The organism is Paenisporosarcina sp. P4_D4, from assembly GCF_056401835.1.
In genome coordinates this window covers 1-2,944 of sequence record NZ_JBFUIO010000193.1, presented here as the reverse complement: position 1 = coordinate 2,944, position 2,944 = coordinate 1, and the positions used below count along the sequence as shown (strand labels likewise).

4 protein-coding genes are annotated in these 2,944 nt (G+C 33.3%); all 4 read right to left on the bottom strand.

Annotation, left to right across the window (positions count from 1 at the left end):
• Positions 1-931, bottom strand: a 931-nt coding sequence (locus AC1DSL_RS16870; protein ID WP_477533093.1) for an LAGLIDADG family homing endonuclease, incomplete at its 3' end; no start/stop codon positions are given.
• Between the two features lie 11 nt (positions 932-942).
• Entirely contained in the window at positions 943-1,434 is a 492-nt protein-coding gene (locus AC1DSL_RS16865) for a hypothetical protein (RefSeq protein ID WP_477533092.1), read from the bottom strand.
• Between the two features lie 19 nt (positions 1,435-1,453).
• A complete protein-coding gene (locus AC1DSL_RS16860) occupies positions 1,454-1,798 on the bottom strand; it encodes a hypothetical protein (protein ID WP_477533091.1) in 345 nt (114 codons plus the stop codon).
• A gap of 112 nt (positions 1,799-1,910) precedes the next feature.
• On the bottom strand, positions 1,911-2,944 hold a 1,034-nt coding region (locus AC1DSL_RS16855), incomplete at its 5' end, for an ATP-binding protein (RefSeq protein ID WP_477533090.1).

The window sequence follows — 2,944 nt, the reverse complement described above, 5'->3', positions numbered from 1 at the left end:
CAGTTTTAGAGGTCACTTCAGGAACTCTCTTTTTCTTAATTCCGTATTTTGATAGGATCTCTTGTATCTGATAAAGATTAGCTCTACTCGCACTACAAAACCTTACTCTTATTTGAGTTGTTTTTGTTTTAAGTCCTCCTGATGTAGTAGGATACTGTACACCTACTGATCCGTTTCCATCAAAATATCCCCTAATGTAGTCAATCTCAAATTTTTTAGGTAGGCTAACAGGTACTTCTTTATTAAAAGATTTCCTCTCCTTTATTCCAATCTTTTTAATATCATTGATTAGAGTTTTAGATTTTATAGCTAATGTACATCCATCTGTCACCTTGTTTACTATGGGAGATGCGTTATTTTCATGGAAGTAGATAACACCTTCATAATCTAGTGCATTTTTAATTTTTAGAAGGTGATTACTATCTGTGTCTTTAAGTGTTATTTTAAGTAAATAGCTACATCTTTCTTCGTCTGTAGAAATACAACCATCAGCAGCTATAAACCCTAATRTATAAGCCATTTCAGATGACCATATTTTAAAGTAGTCTTCATTCAACTTATATTGACGATAATCATTTTGTTCGTTTTTTAGCACTGCTACTTCACTTTTTGTTCTAAACTTTACATTTAGTTCTTTCAAAACTACTCTAATGATATAGCCACTAATTCCCATCTTCACACCTATATCTTCTGCGCTCATTTGTTCATTTATATATAAATCAGAAATTTCTTGTCCATATTTATCTAGCACTTTCATCCACTTTTTATAACGGACTTTTATTCCAAATTTTTGAAGGTTGACATTAATAGTTGAAACAACGCACCCTATTTCTTCTGCTAATTCTTTTGTAGAATATCCTTCTACAATTAACTTCTGATATAAAAATTCCTTATCCTTATAAAGTGGTAATTCATTTATGATAAAAATCACCTCGTTTTTGTTTATATTTGATTAATATCAATTAGTTTCTTTTTCCTCGTTTTTGGTGGAGATGAAATAATTGTTTCTTCATCAATGGAATAGTCAATTTGAGCATTGCTACTCCTCAATTGCTGAAGGTTGGTGTAAAATTTTTTCGCATTCTCATACACATATGGAACAATTCCTATTCCTTGAGTTGTATATTTCTTGTTTGCTGATTCAACTGAATTGCCCTCAATCTCATGGAAATATCTAAGTGAGAGTTCAATTCCTTTTAATGTATAACCTGAATCCGTTTCTAAATCCTTAATTTGTTTTAGGATAAATCCTGTAGGAACTTTCATATTATATAAATCACATATATACTCAAGGAGTTCTGATCTGTGTTGTTTTCTTAATTCAAATTGCTGATAACAATTGTTGTGATACGTTTTACTTGAATGCTTAACAAACTCGCCTTCAATTTTCTCTACTTCTTTATCGCATATTGGACACTTTGGAAGTCTAGCCATGTGCTAAATCGACTCCCTTCTATAGTTTTAAGTAATACTTGCTGAAGTCTTGAATGTAATATTTCTCGCCATTCTGTGTTATAAGTGTTAATGTCTCAGTTTGAAACTTTTCTTCCACCATAACTTCCACTAAAATATTCGTTTTATCTGTGAATTTTTTACAGAATACTTCAATTAATCTCTCTGCATTCGTGTTTTCTGTAGCGTCAATTACGCTCATAATCATCTTGTCTTTAATTACAATGAGTTGAGTTCCCTTTTCTACAATTTGAAAGAAGAAATTGATCTCACCGATAAATCGTTTAATCAAATGTTTCGTCACAATTTGGTTAGCTGCATCAACAATCGTGGATTTTACATTCATATGTTCTCTCCTTTGTATTGGAATAGGATATAATTTGTAAAAAGATTGCGTAGCAGTATGGGAGTTGCTACGCAATTAAGTTGTTGTTCGTATTTATTTTGATTATAATTGATTAATTAAGACCTTTTTCAGAAACTAAATCTTTCACGTCATCAAGCAATACTGAAACAATGTCTTCTTGACCTTTTTTAGCATCAGTAACTTTAATTCCTTTACCAAGGTGTTTCTCGACTAAATCAACTACGTCTTGTAAGAACCCAGCTTCAGCAAGTTTTCCGCCTAATGCCTGAACTTCTGCTACTAATGAAGTTAAGTCTTGAGTTTGGGGGATCAGCATTTCTTTTTGTTCGCTGAATGATACCGATTGAACACCTTTTTCTTTCTCTTCGTCTTCAATCGCTTTAGTAATTGCAGCTTCTAAGTTTTCTGCTGTATAGTTAGCGATTGTGTTAACCATTTTAGTGTAGCGACTACGAGCAAAGAATTGTGGAGTTTGGAAGAAATGAGCAGATGAATTAACTGGCACTCCCTCATCGTCAACTCCGTTATTTGATAACCAGATACAGAAGTCAGCATTGTCACGAATTACTTGCATACTACGCTTGTCGCCTTTAGGAATAATTTGTTTAGTGTCATTGTCTACAGTCTCATGTCCAATGAACATTAGCGTATATCCACTTTTCAATAGCTTATCAATTTCACGGAAGTATTCAGCTTCATATGCTACATATAAGTTTGGACGATTTTCAGTCTTAGGCGCAACTTCTCCCATATGTTCTGCCCCATATTTACGACAAATGTAATCTTGTGCCATACGAGCTGAAGCATAAACTTCATCGAAAATAATTGTCTGATAAAGTTCTCGTGCTTTGTCTACTGTTTTTGGATCAGTTAGCTGTTTGTTAATTTTCTTAAAATCTCCCCAACTATTGATTGGAGCAAAAGGAACACCTGAAATCCCACGGATACCCATTTCGAAGCCAATATAATATGGGCGTGGCATACGAGTAGCTTGATAAGTTTTCCCTAAACCATTGTCAGAGTAGACTAATATCGCCTTACCTTCAAGTCCTCGTGCAATTTTAGAAATCTGTGGGTTGAAAATATCAATAACTGTCATTAAATAATCATTCTCCATTCTCTTTT

Bases quoted from the DNA above. Each gene is read 5' to 3' on its own strand.
- AC1DSL_RS16865 (WP_477533092.1), bottom strand. From the start codon at position 1,434: ATGGCTAGACTTCCAAAGTGTCCAATATGCGATAAAGAAGTAGAGAAA.
- AC1DSL_RS16860 (WP_477533091.1), bottom strand. From the start codon at position 1,798: ATGAATGTAAAATCCACGATTGTTGATGCAGCTAACCAAATTGTGACG.